The organism is Kineosporia sp. NBRC 101731 (assembly GCF_030269305.1).
GTDB lineage: Bacteria > Actinomycetota > Actinomycetes > Actinomycetales > Kineosporiaceae > Kineosporia.
Window position 1 is genome coordinate 1,141,053 of the sequence record NZ_BSTC01000001.1, and the last position, 14,318, is coordinate 1,155,370.

A 14,318-nucleotide genomic window follows, 5' to 3' on the forward strand; every position below is an offset into this window, starting at 1 on the left:
GCGGGAGGATTATGCGGGTCCCGCCAGGAAATGGATCTTTACGACTGCTTCACAAAGGTCCGGAAGGATCTTAGCCCGGACGGGGCACTGCTAGGTGCAGGCGGGGGCCCTACGACGACGCGGACTCCCGGTAGAGCGGAAGGAACAGTTCCTTGAACTTCGCTGCGCTGTTCGGGAACGAGTTCTCCAGGCTGTGCTGCCCGCCCGAGCCGTCGCTGTAGTCATACTCGAAGTACGAGGCGTACGCCACATTGTTGTCCGTGTCGGTGATGAAGTCGTACATTCGCTGGATGTAGTCCGGGTCGTCCGAGCCCCCTATACCGTCCGGTCGCTGCCACACCCCCCACTCCGGCAGGGTGAGCTGCTTGCCGTGCTCCCGGGCGAAGTTCGACCAGTACTTCAGGCCCCGGTCCCCGCCGTAGATCGACTCGTCCCAGGCCTGCTTCTGGTGCTTCACATAGCAGGCGCTGTCACAGGTGTCCGGGTACGGATAGGCCTTGCCCGACACGTCGTACGCGTCCACCCCGACGTAGTCGACCACGTCGTCACCGGGGTAGTAGTCCGCCGCGTCGTAGGCGTTGGAGCCGTTGTTGACGTTCCAGTCGAACGCGAAGTTCGCCCCCGGCACCGACCGCATCGTCTCGACGATGGTGCGGTAATAACTCTTCCAGCTCTCCGAGTCCTCCGAGGCCCAGGGCCAGTCGGACAGGTTGAACTCCCAGCCCACCCTCAGGATCGCGTCTTCCTGGCCGCTCGCGACCAGGTTCTGCGCCAGGGTCTGGAAGTACTGGTCGTACTCGCCGTTCGCGCCCGACCGCAGAGTGCCGCTGCCGTCGGTCGGCAGCATCGCCACCGCGTAGACCAGCCGGTACGGAGTGTCCTTCCACTCGTCCAGCAGATATTGCGGGTCGGCGATGTTGTCCCAGGTCTCGCGGGCCGAGAAGTCGACCACGTAGCTGACGTCGGCGCCGAGCCACTGCTCGTAGGCGGCCACCTCGTCCGCCGACGTCTGCTTGAACACCCCGAACTTCGGGCCCGAGGTGGTGGTGCCCGAGGCCGACGCGCTCGCGGTCGGCGTGGTGCTGCCGTCACCGTCGTCCGAGCCGCGGGTGGCGACGAAGATCGTGCCGACGAGGGCCAGCGCGGCCACGGCGGTGCCGGCTCCGATCAGCAGCCGGCGACTCGGCCCGGTCGGTCCGGTCGGCCCGGTCGGTACCGGGGCGGTCGGTAGATCACCTTCGGGAACGGTGGACGAGGCCCTCACCGGTTCGGGGTGGCTTGCGGACGCGGCATGCCGGCCTTCGGAGGAGTCCTCGGGACGCGGTGCGTCGTCAGAGGGCGTGGCACGCATGGTCGCAAAGCCTTTCGACGGATCCGGCGGTTCTTCCAGTCTCGAGAATGCCCCGTGGGCACGGTGAATCCGCTGAGAGTCGCAACGATGAAGCACAGTCGCCCCAGGGGCCACTGATGCAGGTCACCCGGACGGCCGTGATAAGCCGCCCCCGATACTTGACCGTTCAACTAAATGCTTTTATCGTCAAGTACATGACGACCACGGTGGATCCCACAGCGCCCGGTGCGGCCTTCGACGCCTTCCTTCCCGAGGCGCTGGCCACCAGCCGGGCCCAGCGACTCTGGACCCCGGAAGACGGTGCGCTGCCCGCGCTGTACCTCTCCCACGGGGCACCCCCGCTGTTCGACGACGGCGACTGGATGGACCGGCTCCTGGCCTGGGCGCAGAAGATGCCCAAGCCGAAGAGCATCCTGATCATCAGCGCGCACTGGGAGTCGGCGCCGCTCAGCCTGACCAGCCCGTTCGCCAATACCCCGCTGGTCTACGACTTCGGCGGGTTCGCCCGGCGCTACTTCGAGATGGAGTACGGCACACCCGACGCCTCGGAGCTGGCCCGCCTGGTCGCGTCCGTCTTCCCGGACGTCGAGACCGTGCACCAGCACCAGAGCCGCGGCCTGGACCACGGCGCCTGGGTGCCGCTGAAGGTCATGTACCCGCTGGGCGACGTGCCGGTGCTGCAGCTGAGCATCCCGACGCACGACCCGGCGAAGCTGATGGACCTCGGCCGTCGCCTGCGCCCGCTGCGGGAGGAGGGCGTCATGATCATCGGCTCCGGCTTCATGACGCACGGCCTGCCGTTCCTGACCCGCGACGCGATGATGGGCAAGATCCCCGGCTGGTCGGCCGACTTCGACGCCTGGGCCCAGGACGCCCTGGCCCGCGGCGACGTGGACACGCTGATGAACTACCTGAAGCGTGCTCCCGGCCTGCCCTACTCCCACCCCACCGTCGAGCACTTCGTGCCCGCGTTCATCACCCTGGGCGCCGCCTCGAACCCCGAGGCCCCGGTCACCACGACCATCGAGGGCTACATGTGGGGCCTGTCGAAGCGTTCCTTCCAGGTGGCCTGAAAATCCCGGGGTCTCAACGCTCCCGGCGGCCGTAGGTCGTGTACTCCGTGGTGCCCCGCTCCTGCGCCTCGATCGCCCGCTGCAACCGCCGGGTCAGCGAGGGCGTGAGCGGAGCGCCCGCGAGGTCTTCGGGGGCCACGAAACGGGTGGCCCGCAGCTCGCTCTCCTGCAGCACCAGACCGTCGATCGCGGCCTGGTCGAGCACTCCGCCGTCGAAGACGAACTGGATCTGGTCGCGCCACACCCCGTGCCGCGGCACCCAGTCCACGACCAGCAGCCGGCCCGGCTCGCGCTCCAGCCCGAGCTCCTCGGTCAGCTCCCGGGCGCAACCCAGGCGCGGGTCCTCGTCGTCCTCCACCGCGCCCCCGGGCATCACCCAGGTGGGCTTGTAGACCGCCTCCAGCAGCAGCACCCGGCCCTGCCCGTCCCGGAGCAGGGCGGCCGCCGCCACGTTCTTCGACGGCAGCCGGGACGAGATGCCCGGGTTGAACTCGGCCTCCGGCACACCCTCGGTGAGCAGGTCGTCGTCGAGGCTGGGCAGGTCGGTCACGAAATCGCCGGTGGTCACGACCAGCGATCGAACACCTCCCCGATCCCACCGGGCAAGCTGACAGCCCGACCGCGCGGCAGAGTTCACCGGATCGACCCACGCCCGGCCGGCCGGCCTCTCCCGATTGGCCGTGGACCGCCCAGGGTGACCCACGCATGATCGTGCCCATGTACGTCCCCACGCATTTCGCCGCCGATGACGAGCAGGTGAGTGATCTCCTGCACCGCCACGGCGCGGCCGACCTGATCACCCCGACCGCGCAGGGGCTGATCGCCACCCTGCTCCCGCTCCTGTTCGAGCCCGCGACGGGTGGGCCCGGCGCCCTGCTCGGCCACGTGGCCCGCAACAACCCGCACTGGCAGCAGCCGGCGACCGGTGAGTCGCTGGTGATCGTGCGCGGCCCCGACCACTACGTCACGCCGTCCTGGTACGCCTCCAAGGCCGAGCACGGCCGGGTGGTGCCGACCTGGAACTACCTCACCGCCCACGTGTACGGCGAGTTGGTCTGGCACGACGACCCGGCCTGGCTCGACTCCCTGGTGCGCCGGCTCACGGACAAGCACGAGGCGGGCCGCGAACAGCCGTGGAAGGTCGACGACGCCCCGCCCTCGTTCGTCGCCGGACAGTTGCGCGCGGTCGTCGGGGTCGAGATGCGGATCACCCGGATCGAGGCGAAGTCCAAGTTCAGCCAGAACAGGCCGGAGGCGGACCGGAAGGGCGTGGCGGCCGGTCTGCTGGCCGGGGGCGACGTGGACGGGGCCCGTGCGGTGGGGCGCCGAGCCCCGTCCTGAGGCAAAAGCAGAAGGGCCCCTGACCAGGTCAGGGGCCCTTCTGGTGCACGTGGCCGGTGCAGGGTTCGAACCTGCGTAGGCTGAGCCGTCTGATTTACAGTCAGATCCCTTTGGCCACTCGGGCAACCGGCCGTGCTCCACCGTGCGGGCCCGTGAGCCCGTCCGGCGGATGCGAGGATAGCAAGGATCGCGGGTGTTTCGCGCATCCGTTCTCTCCGGGGCCCGCGCGCACCCGGTGCGATCCTCTGTGAACAACCCACTAGCAAGCATCAAGGAGCTTCTCTTGGCCAGCGATTCGTCGTTCGATGTGGTCAGCAAGGTCGACCGGCAGGAGGTCGACAACGCGCTCAACCAGGCGGAGAAGGAGATCGCCCAGCGGTACGACTTCAAGGGCGTCGGCGCTTCGATCGAGTGGAGCGGTGAGACGACGGTCGTCATCAAGGCGAACAGCGAGGAGCGGGTGACCGCGGTTCTGGACGTGTTCCAGAGCAAGCTGATCAAACGTGGTGTCTCGCTAAAGGTTCTGGAGTCCAGCGAGCCGAAGGCCTCGGGCAAGGAGTACCGGATGGAGTCCGAGATCAAGGAGGGTCTCAGTCAGGAGATCGCCAAGAAGATCGGCAAGATCATCCGGGACGAGGGCCCGAAGGGTGTGAAGTCGCAGATCACCGGCGAGGAGATGCGCGTCTCCAGCAAGAACCGGGACGACCTCCAGGAAGTCATCGCGCTGCTCAAGGGCGCGGACCTGGATGTCGCCCTGCAGTTCGTGAACTATCGCTGAGACGTGACCCAAGACCCCGAAAAATTGAGGACGCCTCCGGTGGCTACCGGAGGCGTCCTCAATTTGAGGTACATCACACCTGGGTGAGCTCGTGCTCCGGCCGGCCCACCGCGTCCCGGTGCCGGGCCGGCAGGAGCAGGGCTGCGGACACCGCCGCGAGGGCGGCGACGGCGGAGGCGATCAGCGAACCGGCCTGCAGACCGTCGACGAACGACTGCCGGACCGCGGTGGCAGCCGGCCCGGCCACCGATGCGGGCAGCCCCGAGACCACGCCGAGGCCGGCCGTCACCGACGCCCGGGCGCTGTCCGCGGCCTCCCCGCCGACGCCCAGCCCGATCAGGGTGTCGTGCACGTGGCTGCCGTAGAAAGAGCTCATCACCGACCCCAGCACGGCCACACCGAGGGTGCCGCCGACCTCGCGGGTGGTGTCGTTGACGGCCGAGCCGACGCCGGCCTTCTCCCGGGGCAGGGCCCCGAGGATGGCGTCGGTGGCCGGGCCCGTGCTCATCGCCAGGCCACCGGCCATCAGCACCATCGCGGCGATGATCGAGCCCCAGTAGTGCGAGTCGAGGGTCGTGGTGGAGGCCAGGAGGAAGCCGGCCGACATCAGCGCCAGGCCGCCCGCCACCACCACGGTGGTGCCCAGCCGCTTCATCAGCATGATCGCGACCGGTGACAGGGCGCCGGTGACCAGCGCGAACGGCAGGGTGGCCAGGCCCGAGCGGAGGGCTCCCCAGCCCTGCACGGCCTGGAAGTACTGGGTGATCAGGAAGATGAAGCCGAAGAGCGCGAAGAACGCCGCGGTGATCGCCCCGCTGGCGGCGCTGAAACGCGGGTTCCGGAACAGGGTCACGTCGAGCAGTGGCTGCGGGTGACGGGCCTCCCAGGTGACGAACGCCACCAGGAGGACGGCGGTGGTGACGAAGCCGGTGATCGTGGCCGGTGAGGTCCAGCCGTGGTTCGGGGCCTCGATCAGGGTCCAGACCAGCGTGGCGGTGAAGGCGACCGAGCCCACGGCGCCGAGCCCGTCGAAGCCACTGGAGTGCGGGTCTTTCGAGTCGCGCAGCAGGAACCAGCCGGCGGCCAGGGCGATCACCACGATCGGCGGGTTCACCAGGAACACCGCGCCCCAGTCGAAGTGCTCCAGCAGCACACCCCCGCTGACCGGCCCGATCGCCACCGCCAGGCCGGAGATGCCGGCCCAGATGCCGATGGCCGTGGCCCGTTCCCGGGCGTCGGTGAAGATGTTGGTGAGCAGGCCCAGGGTGGCGGGGTAGATCAGCGCCGCGGCCACGCCCATCGCGGCGCGCCCGGCGATCAGCTGCTCGGTGTCGGTGGCCAGCGAGGCGGCGAACGAGGTCAGCCCGAAGAGCACCAGGCCCACCTGCAGGGTGCGCAGCCGGCCGAAGCGGTCGCCGAGGTGGCCGGTCAGCAGCAGGAGGCTGGCGAAGACCAGCGTGTACGCGTCGACGATCCACTGCAGCCCACTGGTCGACGCCGAGAGATCCCGGCTCAGCGTGGGGAGGGCGACGTTGACGATGGTGTTGTCGACCGTGACCAGCAACACGCTCAGGCACAGCACGGCGAGCATCCACCAGCGGTGGGGGATCGGGGCTTCCTCGGGCACGGCCAACTCCTTAGAACATCGTCCTATATTTATGGCACAACGTTCTATTAAGTTGTCCCGTTCGTCAACCCGCACGGTTGCGTGGGGGAGGATGGGTGCGGTCGGTGCTGAGCGGAGGACGACGATGGGCGAACGTAAAGCTGCTGGTCGGGGCGTAAAAACCCGAGCGGCACGCACTCCTAGCCGGGATCTGGAAGTGGCGCTGACGGATGCCGCCGAGGTGGTGCTGGCGCGTGAGGGGCCGGGCGGTGTGACGGTGCGGGCGGTGGCGACCGAGGCCGGCGTGGCTCCGATGGGTGTCTACAACCGGTTCGGCAGCAAGGACGGCCTGGTCGGGGCGCTGCTGATGCGGGGTTTTGCGGGGCTGACCGAGGCGATCACGGTTCCCGGGGAGACCGACGCGATCACCCGGATGTGGCTGGCCGGGGTGCGGTACCGGGAGTACGCGCTCGCGCACCGGTCGCACTACGCCCTGATGTTCGGCGACCGGCTCGGTGGTGATGAGCTCCCGCCCGACCTGGTGGCCTGCCTCGACGGATCGTTCGCCGTGCTCGTCGACCGTGTGGCCGTGCTGATCGCGGCCGGGTACTTCACCGCGGGTGACCCGGAGCTGATCGCCCAGCAGGTCTGGAGTGCGGTGCACGGCGCGGTCTCGCTGGAGCTGGCCGGCCGGCGGAAGTCGGGTGATGCCGAAGCCGGCTACCGGCAGCTGCTGCGCATGGTCTTCCGCGGTTTCGCGGTGCCGGGGGCCCTGGTCTTCCCTGATCCGGACGGGCCGCCGGTACCGGCCTGAGCTGCGGGAACGGCAGTCCGGGCGTGGCGCGCAGCCATCGATTTCTGTCTCGGGCCCCGGATCCTGTACTGTTGGCGAAGCCCGCCGGGGAGAAAGACACCGCCCGGAAGGCAGGCCCCGATAGCTCAGTCGGTAGAGCGTCTCCATGGTAAGGAGAAGGTCTAGGGTTCGATTCCCTATCGGGGCTCTGGTTGGTCTTGTTCAGAGCGAGGCCGCTCCTGGCGGGGTAGCTCAGTTGGTAGAGCAAACGACTCATAATCGTTGTGTCACGGGTTCAAGTCCCGTCCTCGCTACTCTGAAGTTATCCACACCGCGCAGATCGATCCTCATCGACAGCGACTCCATCTGAAAGAGGCACAGCCGTGGCCAGCAAGTCCGCCGACGTCCGTCCCAAGATCACCATGGCGTGCGTCGAGTGCAAGGAGCGCAACTACATCACCAAGAAGAACCGGCGTAACAACCCGGACCGGATGGAACTGAAGAAGTTCTGCCCGCGCTGCACCAGCCACACGGCGCACCGCGAGACCCGCTAGGTTGTTCCGTCGGAAGGCCGTCCCGTTAACGGGGCGGCCCTTCGTCGTGTTTGCGTGTTGAGTCAGAACCAAGGAGTGGGACTCGTGGGCGTCAACCCAGAGATCGTCGGGAAGATCTACACCGATGCACCGGTCTACGAGGTGGGCCGCGAGAAGATCCGCGAGTTCGCCCAGGCGATCCGGTCCACCGACCCGGTGCACACCGATCCCGAGGCCGCCCGTGCGCTCGGCTACCCCGACGTGGTGGCGCCGCCCACCTTCGCGATCGTGATCGCGCAGCGCTGCGAGGGCCTGGTGATGACCGACCCCGACGCCGGCATCGACTACTCCCGCCTGGTGCACGGTGAGCAACGCTTCACCCATCACCGCCCGATCGTCGCCGGTGACCGTCTCACCTCGGTCGCCCACGTTGACGACGCCCGGGTGATGGCCGGCAACGGCCGGGTGATCACCCGCGTCGAGATCACCGACGCCGCGGGCGAACCCGTCACCACAGCGGTCTCGATGGTGCTGATCCGGGCGGAGGAGGCATGAGCGTGAAGTTCGACGACATCTCGGTCGGTGAGGAGCTGCCCCCGGCCGACGTCACCGTCACCCGGGCCGACCTGATCCGCTATGCGGGTGCCAGCGGTGACTTCAACGTCATCCACTGGAACGAGCGGGTGGCCACCTCCGTCGGCCTGCCCGGTGTGATCGCCCACGGCATGTACACGATGGCGCTCGGCGGGCAGTACGTCAGCGAGTGGGCCGGTGACGCGGGCGCGGTCGTGGAGTACGGCACCCGGTTCACCAACCTGGTGCCGGTACCGGACGACGAGGCCGGCGCCACGGTCACCTACAGCGGGAAGATCACCAAGACCGACGAGGCGGCTCGAACCGTCACCGTCACCCTGACCGCGCTCCACGCCGGCCAGAAGGTCCTGGGCAAGGCGATCGCCGTGGTCCGGCTCCCGTGACTCTTCTGGCCGACCTGACAACCCTTCGGGTGGGCGGCCCGGCCCGCCGGCACGTGATCGCCGCCTCCGCCGACGACATCCTCGCGGCCGTGCGCGAGGCCGACGACGCCGGTGAGCCGCTGCTGCTGATCGGCGGCGGCTCCAACCTGGTGATCGGCGATGCCGGGTTCGAGGGCACGGTGATCCAGGTCGCCTCGCGCGGGATCACGGTGCACAACGTCGACTACTGCGGTGGCGCGGAGATCACGGTCGAGGCCGGTGAACCGTGGGACGGCGTGGTGGCCCGGGCCGTGACCGAGGGCTGGATCGGCGTCGAGGCGCTGTCCGGCATCCCCGGCTCGACCGGTGCGACGCCGGTGCAGAACGTGGGTGCCTACGGCCAGGAGGTGTCCGGCACCGTCGCGAGTGTGCGCACCTGGGACCGGGCCGAGCAGAAGATCCGCACGCTGGCCGCGGCCGACTGTCGCTTCGGTTACCGCGACTCGCTGTTCAAGCGGGAGCGGTTCCGGGGCGGGCCGCGCTACGTGGTGCTGCAGGTGTCGTTCCAGTTCGTCGTCGCGGACTTCAGCGAGCCGGTGAAGTACGCCGAGCTGGCCCGTTCGCTCGGCGTGGAGATCGGCGACCGGGTCCCTCTCGCACAGGTGCGGGACAACGTCCTCGAACTGCGGGCGGCCAAGGGCATGGTGCTCGACGCGCCCGACCACGACACCTGGAGTGCCGGGTCGTTCTTCACCAACCCGGTGCTGCCGGCCGATCAGGCAGCCGCGCTGCCCGCCGACGCTCCGCGCTACCCCACCGCCGACGGACTGGTGAAGACCTCGGCCGCCTGGCTGATCGACCATGCCGGTTTTTCCAAGGGTTTCGGGCTGCCCGGCCCGGCGAGCCTCTCCACCAAGCACACCCTGGCCCTGACCAACCGGGGCCCGGCGGTCACCGCCGACGTGCTCGACGTGGCCCGGCAGGTACGCGACGGGGTGGAGAAGACCTACGGCGTACGGCTGGTGCCCGAGCCCGAACTGATCGGCTGCGAGCTCTAGGGAACGGCCGCAGCGACGGCAGGGTGACGGCAGCGTGACGGAGCACTGACCGGGAGCTGGCAAACTCTGTTCATGGAGCGCCCGGTCAACACTCTGCCCAAGGCCCATCTGCATCTGCACTTCACCGGTTCCATGAGACCGGACACCCTGCGGGAGATGGCGGCGAAGCACCGGATCCGGCTGCCGGAGAGCCTGCGCGAGCACCACCTGCTGCGCCTGACTCCCGACGAGCGGGGCTGGTTCCGGTTCCAGCGCCTCTACGACTCCGCGCGTGCCTGCGTGCGCGACGAGGACGACATGCGTCGTCTGGTGCGCGAAGCCGCGGAAGACGACGCCGCCGAGGGGTCCCGCTGGCTGGAGATGCAGGTCGATCCCACGTCGTACGCCCCGCACGTGGGTGGTCTGACCCCGGCGCTGGAGATCGTGCTCGACGCCGCACGGGAGGCCTCGGAGACCACCGGCTGCCAGGTCGCGATCATCGTGGCGGCCAGCCGGATGCGTCATCCGCTGGACGCGCGCATCCTGGCCCGGCTGGCGGCCCGGTACGCCGGTGAGGGGTCCGGCACGGTGGTGGGTTTCGGCCTGAGCAACGACGAGCGCCGAGGTGACACCGAGGAGTTCGCGGGGGCCTTCCGGATCGCACGCAACGCCGGGCTGGCCAGCGTGCCGCACAGCGGCGAACTGAGAGGGCCCGATCACGTCCTGCAGACTCTCGACACCCTGCACCCCGACCGCCTCGGGCACGGCGTGCGTGCGGCCGAGAGCCCGGAGGTGCTGGACCGGGTGATCGAGGCTGGTGTGGCTCTTGAGGTCTGCCCCGCCTCCAACGTGGCACTCGGGGTGTATCCGACGCTGGACGAGGTGCCACTGCAGAAATTGGTGGACGCCGGTGCCCGGGTGGCGCTGGGGGCGGACGACCCGCTGTTGTTCGGTCCGCGGCTGGCGGCCCAGTACGAGGCGGCGCGTGATGTGCACGGCCTGTCCGACGACGGGCTGCAGTACCTGGCGTCGTCGTCGATCGAGGCCTCCCGGGCCCCCGACGACGTGAAGAAGCAGCTCCTGGCCGAGGTCGAGGCCTGGGGGAGCAGCGCCACATCATGAGGGCGTGGCTCCGGCGGCGAACCCGGAGCCACGCCCTGGATGAGCCCGGTCTGTTGTTCCTTGCTCCCTCAAGCGGAACAACAGACCAGGCGCCGCGCCTCTCGGTGCGCGGCTCCGGTTCGGTGGGGCCCGACGGGGGGCAGGTCCTGGCCGAACCGGAAGCTTGTGTTGTCAGGCGGTTTCGCCTGGTGGTGCAGTACGCGGGCCGGGTGCGGTGCCGACGGTGAGGTCAGCTCGGCGCGCCGGCGGCCGCGAGGATGATGGAGATGACGGCGACCCCGACCACGGTCATCGTCACGCCGAGCAGGACGGTCTTCATCAGGAGCTTGAACGGGTGCTGCAGGACGATCACGAACGGCTGCTGGAACTTGCTGATGATGCTCACCATCACCAGCACCACCGCGCAGACCAGGAGCACGACGAGCACGACCGCACCCTGTCCTCCGTCGCTGTCCCCCGAGGCGATCAGTGTGTTCAGAGATGATGCGCTTCCCGCGTTGTAGCCGGTCACTGGGTTCCCCTCCCTCGTGCGGCCGAGCAAGGTGCGGGTCGCAGGGCGACCGCTGATTCCGCGGGGTCCAGAGGTGTTCGAAGACCTGCGGTCCGTCAGTCCTCGTCGCTGAAGAGGGCGGCGGGGCGACTGGTGTTCAGCTGAAAAGTACTTGACCTCAGTGTGACCACACTGAAGCGTCAAGGCAACCCATTTCAGGTACTGATTCGACCCAATAAATGAAATTTCAGTGCCATTCAGTCATGCCTCCCAGGAGTGGACTGGCGTTACTGACCCGCCTCCTGAGAGCCGCTGATCATCACCGAGGGTGCGCAGGAACCGTTGCAACGTTGTCATTTTCGACCGGGCAGTGACATCAATTGGTGTCAATGAAATTGTCGTCCCGACAGTTGTCGACCGCTATTGTTCGAGGTATCGGGCAAAGCAGGAAGAGTGCAGGACACGCGCGGTTTCAATTCTGCTCAAGCTCTCCCCGACTGAAGCCCTTCAGTGGTTAACTTGATGAGTCGGCGTGGGCTGTAGTTCCAGCGGACTTCAGTGAAGTGGGGGTGTGGTGGAGATGGCCGAGGCAGCGAACACCCGTCTGGGCAACCGGTTGCGGTCCCTGCGGCAGCATCATTACTCGCAGGTGGTCACCCAACGGCAACTCTCCACCGCGCTGAGGCTGAGCGGTGCACTGATCAGTTCCTGGGAGAGCGGATCGGCGGTCCCCCCGGAAGACCGTCTCAACGGCTATGCGCGGTTCTTCTGCTCGGAGCGTTCGATCGAGGGGGCGGTGGCCCGGCTGCTGCCGGAAGAAGAGCTCACCCCCGATGAGGAGTACACGCGGGAAAGGCTTTTCGAAGACCTGCGGGCACTGCGCAACGAGGTTCTGGACGAGCCGGGCGACTTCGGCCGGGAGACCGGCGCGCTCGGCGGGCGATTCCTGCACTACGCGGACGGGCAGCCCATCACGATTCTCTGCACTCCGCTCAGCGCCCGGCAGCTGGGGTATGACGATGCCCGGGCGCAGACCGGAGACCTGTTGCCGGCGGTGCAGTACACCACCAACCAGCACCACCCCAACTACGTGCGCAACCTCGGTAACGCCGACATCGACGCCCTGATCGAGCTGGTCGGTCACGTGCGGGCGGAGAACCCGACCGCCGACGTGCAGTGGATGACGTACGACCGGGTCAGCTCGGCCGATCAGTTCACCGGCCACCTGATCCTGCTCGGTGGGGTGGACGAGAACATCCAGGAGGTGCCGGACGGCACGGTCAGCGTCCTGGGCGTTCTGCGTGACCAGCTCGACGTGCCGATCCGGTTGCAGTGGGACGAGGACGGCATCGAGTTCGACGGCGAGGTCCAGGTGCTGCTGGACGGCGAGGGCATCCCCACCTCCGACCTCGAGAAGGTCCAGGTGCGCGAACCGCACCGTCCCGAGTGGGTAGCCGGCACGTCCGACAGCCGCAACCGCCAGTACCTGCGGGGCGTTCCTCAACTGCTCTCCGACGTCGCGATCATCCAGCGCACCCGTAACCCGTTCAACCCGGGCGCGTCCGCGACCCGGTTCGGCGGCATGTTCAGCCGTGGCACCTACGGCGCGGTCCGCGCCTTCACCGACGCCCGATTCCGCTCGCGAAACGAGCAGTGGCTCGAAAACACCCTCGAATCCGAGGACTTCTGGATGCTGCTGAGGGTTCCGGTCATCGCCGGAACCACGATGACGCCCGACCTGGGGCGCGCGGCCACCCGCATTCGTACTTCCTGAGCCTTCCTGAGCCTTCCTGAGTCTCCTGCCTGCGACCTGCCCCCGGCCGGTCGCCTGAGCCGAAAACCGGGTCATGACCTTCATGTCTCCTGCGTCCACGCCGTGGACGCACACTCAGCCGTGCTCGCCCGCCGTTCCAGGGCCGGCACCGGCGCCTGCCCAGGATCTGGCGGCGGACTACCGCGCCAGCCATTCCGGCCTGCTGAACAGCATCTACGGCCCGGGGCGCCCAACCCTCCCGCCCGAGGGCAGCAAGCTGGACGCCTACGGGCCACGGCTCGGCGAGCGTCTGCCGGGCGGCCCCCGGCGCGGTGGCATCGTGGTGCCGACCTGCCGTGACTTCCTCACCACCAAGCCCGGCCTGCTCTTCGCCGCCGAACTCGCCCAGGCCCACGACTGCTACCTGTTCGTCGTGCTCAGCCGCGACGCCCGGGCACCGGAGTTCCCCGCCAAGATCCGCGAGATGCTCGGGGAAGCACTGATTCTGGTCGAGCTGGACGAGGTGCACGATGACTGGTCACCGGGGCTGGAGTCCTCGAACGACCCCCTCAGCGCGCTGCACCGTGTCAACGATGTCGGCCGCAAGCGCAACCTCGGCCTGATGCTGGGCCAGCGCCTGGGGTGGGAGTTCCTGCTCTTCCTGGACGACGACATCTCCCCGCACGAACGGGGTTCGACCCTCGACGAGAACCACCTGGCCCATGCCCTCCGGGTGATGACCCTGGACGACGACCTGCAGGCCGTCGGCTGGCCCCTGGTCGGCTTCGACGACAACTCGGTGGTCGGTCACGCCCGTCCCCGGGCCGGCCTGCCCCAGGACATCTTCATCAGCAGCGGGGCCCTGCTGCTGCGCTGCACCCAGCAGATGGCCTACTTCCCGGAGAACGTCTACAACGAGGACTGGCTGCTGCTGCTCATGCTGCTGGCCCGCTCGGGCAACTACCAGCGGGCTCTGGCTGCGGGAGGCCCGGTGCGCCAGCAGGAGTACGACGCGTTCTGCCCGGTGCGCGCCCGGTCCGAGGAGGTGGGGGAGATCCTCGGTGAAGGCCTGATGAACCTGGTGGAAGACCACGGGCCGGGTTTCGTGAACCTGATGAGCAACCGATTCTGGAAGCGGGTGAAGGCCGGACGCCGCTCTCTGCTGCGCACCATCATGGAGAAGGTCGCCGATCAGGAGCGCGTCGTCGTCTGCATGAACACTGCACTCCAGACGCACGGGGATATCCCCCTACCCGGCCTGACGAAATACGCCAGAACCTGGTGGCAGGATCGCGAGCAATGGGAACGTGTGCTGGTCAGCCTGCAGTTCGAGGCGCGGGACCGGCGTTCCGAACCGGAGATCGTGGAGCTACTCATGAGTCCGCGCGCGCCCTGGTCGTCACTGGCGAACTGAGGGGGTTGCCAGGCCTCGCTTCTCCCCGTCAGCATCGGTATCGGCCGAGGGCGGACAGTCTCGGCCTGACA

General features: G+C 68.3%; 15 protein-coding genes and 3 tRNA genes. 13 read left to right on the top strand and 5 right to left on the bottom strand.

The annotated features are described in order from the left end of the window. Window positions 1–109: 109 nt before the first annotated feature. Window positions 110–1,351 (bottom strand): glycosyl hydrolase, encoded by a 1,242-nt coding sequence (locus QSK05_RS04975; protein WP_285594352.1) that lies wholly within the window; start codon window positions 1,349–1,351, stop codon window positions 110–112. Window positions 1,352–1,545: 194 nt separating this feature from the next. Between QSK05_RS04975 and QSK05_RS04980 the strand changes: the two genes are divergently transcribed. Then, window positions 1,546–2,424: a dioxygenase family protein gene (locus QSK05_RS04980; protein WP_285594354.1), complete on the top strand. Its 879-nt coding sequence runs from the start codon at window positions 1,546–1,548 to the stop codon at window positions 2,422–2,424. A 13-nt stretch (window positions 2,425–2,437) separates the two neighbouring features. Here the strand turns inward: QSK05_RS04980 and QSK05_RS04985 are convergent, their stop codons facing one another. Further along, the gene (locus tag QSK05_RS04985) at window positions 2,438–2,992 is read right to left on the bottom strand and encodes an NUDIX domain-containing protein (protein WP_285594355.1); all 555 of its coding nucleotides are present in this window, start codon (window positions 2,990–2,992) and stop codon (window positions 2,438–2,440) included. 149 nt (window positions 2,993–3,141) lie between these two features. Here QSK05_RS04985 and QSK05_RS04990 point away from each other — a divergent pair, with 149 nt between their 5' ends. Beyond that, on the top strand, window positions 3,142–3,765 hold the full coding sequence (locus QSK05_RS04990) for an FMN-binding negative transcriptional regulator (protein ID WP_352300292.1): 624 nt from the start codon (window positions 3,142–3,144) through the stop codon (window positions 3,763–3,765). A gap of 50 nt (window positions 3,766–3,815) precedes the next feature. Here the strand turns inward: QSK05_RS04990 and QSK05_RS04995 are convergent. After that, a tRNA-Tyr gene (locus tag QSK05_RS04995) sits at window positions 3,816–3,897 on the bottom strand. A gap of 151 nt (window positions 3,898–4,048) precedes the next feature. Here QSK05_RS04995 and QSK05_RS05000 point away from each other — a divergent pair. After that, the gene (locus QSK05_RS05000; RefSeq protein WP_285594359.1) at window positions 4,049–4,543 is read left to right on the top strand and encodes a YajQ family cyclic di-GMP-binding protein; all 495 of its coding nucleotides are present in this window, start codon (window positions 4,049–4,051) and stop codon (window positions 4,541–4,543) included. Between the two features lie 73 nt (window positions 4,544–4,616). On the opposite strand, the gene QSK05_RS05005 is transcribed toward QSK05_RS05000, so the two are convergent. Continuing rightward, window positions 4,617–6,170, bottom strand: coding sequence for a DHA2 family efflux MFS transporter permease subunit (locus QSK05_RS05005; RefSeq protein ID WP_285594361.1), 1,554 nt, complete (start codon window positions 6,168–6,170; stop codon window positions 4,617–4,619). Between the two features lie 196 nt (window positions 6,171–6,366). On the opposite strand from QSK05_RS05005, the gene QSK05_RS05010 reads away from it, so the two are divergent. The 8 genes from QSK05_RS05010 (at window position 6,367) to QSK05_RS05045 (ending at window position 10,590) form a co-directional block, all read left to right on the top strand. Further along, entirely contained in the window at window positions 6,367–6,963 is a 597-nt protein-coding gene (locus tag QSK05_RS05010) for a TetR/AcrR family transcriptional regulator (RefSeq protein WP_285594364.1), read from the top strand. Window positions 6,964–7,077: 114 nt separating this feature from the next. After that, a tRNA-Thr gene (locus tag QSK05_RS05015) sits at window positions 7,078–7,150 on the top strand. A gap of 33 nt (window positions 7,151–7,183) precedes the next feature. Beyond that, window positions 7,184–7,256 (top strand) — tRNA-Met (locus QSK05_RS05020). 69 nt (window positions 7,257–7,325) lie between these two features. Further along, window positions 7,326–7,496: a 50S ribosomal protein L33 gene (rpmG, locus tag QSK05_RS05025; protein WP_285594366.1), complete on the top strand. Its 171-nt coding sequence runs from the start codon at window positions 7,326–7,328 to the stop codon at window positions 7,494–7,496. Window positions 7,497–7,580: 84 nt separating this feature from the next. Further along, the gene (locus QSK05_RS05030) at window positions 7,581–8,030 is read left to right on the top strand and encodes a MaoC family dehydratase N-terminal domain-containing protein (RefSeq protein WP_285594368.1); all 450 of its coding nucleotides are present in this window, start codon (window positions 7,581–7,583) and stop codon (window positions 8,028–8,030) included. Further along, window positions 8,027–8,452 carry a MaoC/PaaZ C-terminal domain-containing protein gene (locus QSK05_RS05035; protein ID WP_285594370.1) on the top strand — a complete coding sequence of 142 codons (426 nt, stop codon included), beginning with the start codon at window positions 8,027–8,029 and terminating at the stop codon, window positions 8,450–8,452. Before QSK05_RS05030 ends, QSK05_RS05035 begins: the two co-directional genes overlap by 4 nt. Continuing rightward, window positions 8,449–9,489 carry a UDP-N-acetylmuramate dehydrogenase gene (locus QSK05_RS05040; protein WP_285594372.1) on the top strand — a complete coding sequence of 347 codons (1,041 nt, stop codon included), beginning with the start codon at window positions 8,449–8,451 and terminating at the stop codon, window positions 9,487–9,489. Before QSK05_RS05035 ends, QSK05_RS05040 begins: the two co-directional genes overlap by 4 nt. Window positions 9,490–9,561: 72 nt before the next feature. Further along, window positions 9,562–10,590 (top strand): adenosine deaminase, encoded by a 1,029-nt coding sequence (locus QSK05_RS05045; RefSeq protein ID WP_285594374.1) that lies wholly within the window; start codon window positions 9,562–9,564, stop codon window positions 10,588–10,590. Window positions 10,591–10,819: 229 nt separating this feature from the next. Here QSK05_RS05045 and QSK05_RS05050 read toward each other — a convergent pair whose 3' ends face one another. Further along, window positions 10,820–11,101, bottom strand: coding sequence for a hypothetical protein (locus QSK05_RS05050; RefSeq protein WP_285594376.1), 282 nt, complete (start codon window positions 11,099–11,101; stop codon window positions 10,820–10,822). A 559-nt stretch (window positions 11,102–11,660) separates the two neighbouring features. On the opposite strand from QSK05_RS05050, the gene QSK05_RS05055 reads away from it, so the two are divergent. After that, complete coding sequence (locus QSK05_RS05055; protein WP_285594377.1) at window positions 11,661–12,854, top strand: helix-turn-helix domain-containing protein; 1,194 nt, start codon at window positions 11,661–11,663, stop codon at window positions 12,852–12,854. An 82-nt stretch (window positions 12,855–12,936) separates the two neighbouring features. Beyond that, the gene (locus tag QSK05_RS05060; RefSeq protein ID WP_285594379.1) at window positions 12,937–14,247 is read left to right on the top strand and encodes a hypothetical protein; all 1,311 of its coding nucleotides are present in this window, start codon (window positions 12,937–12,939) and stop codon (window positions 14,245–14,247) included. The last annotated feature ends 71 nt before the right edge of the window (window positions 14,248–14,318 follow it).

Bases quoted from the DNA above. Each gene is read 5' to 3' on its own strand.
- QSK05_RS04975 (WP_285594352.1), bottom strand. From the start codon at position 1,351: ATGCGTGCCACGCCCTCTGACGACGCACCGCGTCCCGAGGACTCCTCC.
- QSK05_RS04980 (WP_285594354.1), top strand. From the start codon at position 1,546: ATGACGACCACGGTGGATCCCACAGCGCCCGGTGCGGCCTTCGACGCC.
- QSK05_RS04990 (WP_352300292.1), top strand. From the start codon at position 3,142: ATGTACGTCCCCACGCATTTCGCCGCCGATGACGAGCAGGTGAGTGAT.
- QSK05_RS05035 (WP_285594370.1), top strand. From the start codon at position 8,027: ATGAGCGTGAAGTTCGACGACATCTCGGTCGGTGAGGAGCTGCCCCCG.
- QSK05_RS05045 (WP_285594374.1), top strand. From the start codon at position 9,562: ATGGAGCGCCCGGTCAACACTCTGCCCAAGGCCCATCTGCATCTGCAC.
- QSK05_RS05055 (WP_285594377.1), top strand. From the start codon at position 11,661: ATGGCCGAGGCAGCGAACACCCGTCTGGGCAACCGGTTGCGGTCCCTG.
- QSK05_RS05060 (WP_285594379.1), top strand. From the start codon at position 12,937: ATGTCTCCTGCGTCCACGCCGTGGACGCACACTCAGCCGTGCTCGCCC.